Genomic DNA, 3,165 nt, shown 5'->3' on the forward strand with positions numbered 1-3,165 from the left:
GATGAATTCGCTTTCGGTCATCATGGCTTTTTGTGTGGTTTTTGTTTAAGATACCGAATCTTGCCACATTCGTAATGATGAAGAAAGTTTTACTGATGAAATACGGCGTATTTTTTGCAGCGGCAACGGTTCTGCTGCTCTCTGCCTGCGGCTACAAAGGCGATCTCTACCTGCCCAAAGAAGGCGACAAGGCGCACTTCGGCGTGATTCAAACCGGCTTGAAATTCGATACGGCCAAAGAACCGACCACTCAAACCAACGATTAAAAAAGACTTCACAAACATGACTTTATTCTGCGAACAACTCCCTTATACACACCTTGCCGAAGAGTTTGGTACGCCGCTTTATGTGTACAGCAAATCTGCGCTGACCGAGGCGTTTGAAAACTACCAAACCGCGTTTGCCGCTTTAAATCCGCTTGTCTGCTACGCAGTGAAAGCGAATGGCAACCTGAGCATCATCAAGCACTTTGCTTCTTTGGGGAGCGGTTTTGACATTGTGTCCGGCGGCGAGTTGGCGCGTGTTTTGGCGGCAGGCGGCGATGCGGCGAAAACGATTTTTTCCGGTGTGGGCAAGAGTGAAGCAGAAATTGAATTCGCACTGAATGCAGGCGTGAAATGCTTCAATATGGAGAGCATTCCCGAAATCGACCGCATTCAGAAAGTTGCCGCGCGTTTGGGTAAAGTCGCTCCGGTTTCCCTGCGCGTCAACCCCGATGTCGATGCCAAAACCCATCCTTATATCTCCACCGGCCTGAAAGCCAACAAATTCGGTATTGCCTATGCCGATGCGCTTGAGGCCTATCGTCATGCTTCCCGACAAAGCCATTTGAAAATTGTCGGTATCGACTGCCATATCGGCTCGCAACTGACCGACCTCAGCCCGCTTGTCGAAGCCTGCGAACGTATCTTGGCCTTGGTCGACCAACTGGCAGATGAAGGCATTGTGTTGGAACACTTGGACTTGGGCGGCGGTGTCGGCATTGTTTACCAAGATGAAAATGTGCCTGATTTGGGCGCGTATGCCAAAGAAGTTCAAAAACTGATGGGTACACGCCGTCTGAAACTGGTTCTTGAGCCCGGCCGCAGTTTGGTCGGCAATGCAGGTGCGTTGTTGACACGCGTCGAATTCGTCAAACATGGCGAAGAGAAAAACTTTGTGATGGTCGATGCGGCGATGAACGATTTGATGCGTCCGGCGCTTTATGATGCCTATCATCACATCGAAGCGATCGAGACCAAAGACATTGAGCCTTTGACTGCCAATATCGTCGGCCCGATTTGCGAAACCGGCGACTTCCTCGGCAAAGACCGCACCATCGCCTGCGAAGAGGGAGATTTGCTGCTTATCCGCAGCGCCGGTGCGTATGGCTCAAGCATGGCGAGCAACTACAACACGCGCAACCGTGCGGCGGAAGTATTGGTTGACGGCAACGAATGCAAACTTATTCGCCAACGTGAAACCATCGAGCAGCAAATGGCCAACGAATTGGCTTGTTTGTAAGGTTTGATTGTTTAAAAGGCCGTCTGAAAGCTTGATTGACTTTCAGACGGCCTTTGTTATGAAAGAAAAGGGCATGTATCCAACACGCCCTTTTTTAGCTAATCAATAATGCGGCGGAATCTCGTCGCGCAGGCTGTACGGTTCGCGTTCGCCGTTTGCGCCTTTATCCTGCATCCGTTGATACAGAAGCCGCAGCTGGCCTTGCTGCAAATCCAAAGCCTGCTGCATCTTGGCGATGGTGTCGTTCAGACTGCCGATTAAATCTTCCTGCAAGGCCGTCTGAATTTCCAGCTCCGTGACGCGGTGTTCCAATTCCCGAATATCGCTCATATTACAGCACCATTGCGGCAATCCAGCCGGCAGCCATCAGCGGGATATTGTAGTGGATAAAAGTCGGGATAACCGAATCGCGGATGTGGTCGTGCTGACCGTCGGCGTTCAGTCCCATGGTCGGGCCGAGTGTCGAGTCGGAAGCAGGGGAGCCTGCATCGCCCAGCGCACCGGCCGTGCCGACGATGGCGACGGTCGCCATAGGCGAGAAGCCCAAGCTAATGCACAAAGGCACATAAATCGCGGTAATAATCGGCAAAGTTGAGAAAGACGAGCCGATGCCCATGGTCACCAGCAAGCCGACGCACAACATGGTCAATGCGGCCATGCCTTTATTGCCGCCGAACAAAGCCATGCTGTGTTCGACCAAAGGCTGAATCTCGCCGGTCGCGTTCATTACGGCGGCGAAACCTTGTGCCGCAATCATAATAAAGCCGACCATCGCCATCATTTTGATGCCTTCGCCGAACACATCGCTGGCGGCGGAGCGGTTCATCACGCCCAACATCATAAACACGGCAAAGCCCAACATAGCGCCCAATACCAGCGAACCATCATACAAAAGCTGAATAGCAAAACACACGGCAATCGCCACGGCCGCCACCAAGCTGCGATAGGTTGAAGGCTCTTGTTGTTGCACTGCCGCACGGTTGTCTTCCGTGTCAGTGGTATTGTTTTGATAAATACGCGGCTTACGGTAGTGCAAAAAGGCCAGCAGCAAACCGGACACCATGCCCAAAGCCGGAATCGCCATTGCATGCATCACATTGATGCCGCTGGTGTCCATGCCTGCCGAGCGGATATTGCCCAACATGATGTCGTTCAAGAAGATGGCGCCGAAACCGTAAGGCAGAAACATATAAGTCGTTACCAAACCAAACGTAATCACGCAGGCCACCAAGCGGCGGTCGAGTTTCAAACGGTTGAACACCAACAGCAGCGGCGGAATAATCATCGGGATAAACGCGATATGAATCGGCACAACGTTTTGGCTCATCACGCCCATGCACAAAATAATCGCCAGCAACAGCCATTTGACCGCGCCTTCGCCTTTCGCATTGCCTTCGCCTCCGTTGAGCTTGCGGATAATCACACCGGCGAGCTGTTGCGGCAGGCCGGAATGCGTGATGGCCATGGCAAACGCGCCGAGCATGGCATAAGACAGCGCGATTTGCGCCCCGCCTTTCAGGCCTTCGTTAAAAACTGGAATAATCCCTTGCTGCACCACATCGCCGGCCGCGTTGGTTACATTCTCCAAAGGCATACCGGCCACCAAGCCGCCGACAAACGCGCCGACAGCCAAGCTGAGCACCACATGCACGCGCGATAAAG

Annotated in this window: 4 protein-coding genes; 2 read left to right on the plus strand and 2 right to left on the minus strand. The window is 52.8% G+C overall.

Annotated elements, in window-relative coordinates; translation table 11 throughout:
* Nucleotides 1-74: 74 nt before the first annotated feature.
* The gene (lptM, locus tag ACTHUT_RS16590; protein WP_431768200.1) at nt 75-266 is read left to right on the plus strand and encodes an LPS translocon maturation chaperone LptM; all 192 of its coding nucleotides are present in this window, start codon (nt 75-77) and stop codon (nt 264-266) included.
* Nucleotides 267-282: 16 nt separating this feature from the next.
* Complete coding sequence (lysA, locus tag ACTHUT_RS16595) at nt 283-1,503, plus strand: diaminopimelate decarboxylase (RefSeq protein WP_250601393.1); 1,221 nt, start codon at nt 283-285, stop codon at nt 1,501-1,503.
* Between the two features lie 102 nt (nt 1,504-1,605).
* On the opposite strand, the gene ACTHUT_RS16600 is transcribed toward lysA, so the two are convergent.
* On the minus strand, nt 1,606-1,833 hold the full coding sequence (locus ACTHUT_RS16600; RefSeq protein WP_049350873.1) for a SlyX family protein: 228 nt from the start codon (nt 1,831-1,833) through the stop codon (nt 1,606-1,608).
* A gap of 1 nt (nt 1,834) precedes the next feature.
* Nucleotides 1,835-3,165: Na+/H+ antiporter family protein (locus tag ACTHUT_RS16605; protein WP_440419108.1), on the minus strand; the 1,331-nt coding region annotated here is incomplete at its 5' end.

It is taken from the genome of Neisseria sp. P0022.S010, assembly GCF_051956635.1.

Excerpts from the sequence above, each read along its gene's own strand:
- lptM (WP_431768200.1), top strand. The coding sequence starts at position 75 with ATGATGAAGAAAGTTTTACTGATGAAATACGGCGTATTTTTTGCAGCG.
- lysA (WP_250601393.1), top strand. The coding sequence starts at position 283 with ATGACTTTATTCTGCGAACAACTCCCTTATACACACCTTGCCGAAGAG.
- ACTHUT_RS16600 (WP_049350873.1), bottom strand. The coding sequence starts at position 1,833 with ATGAGCGATATTCGGGAATTGGAACACCGCGTCACGGAGCTGGAAATT.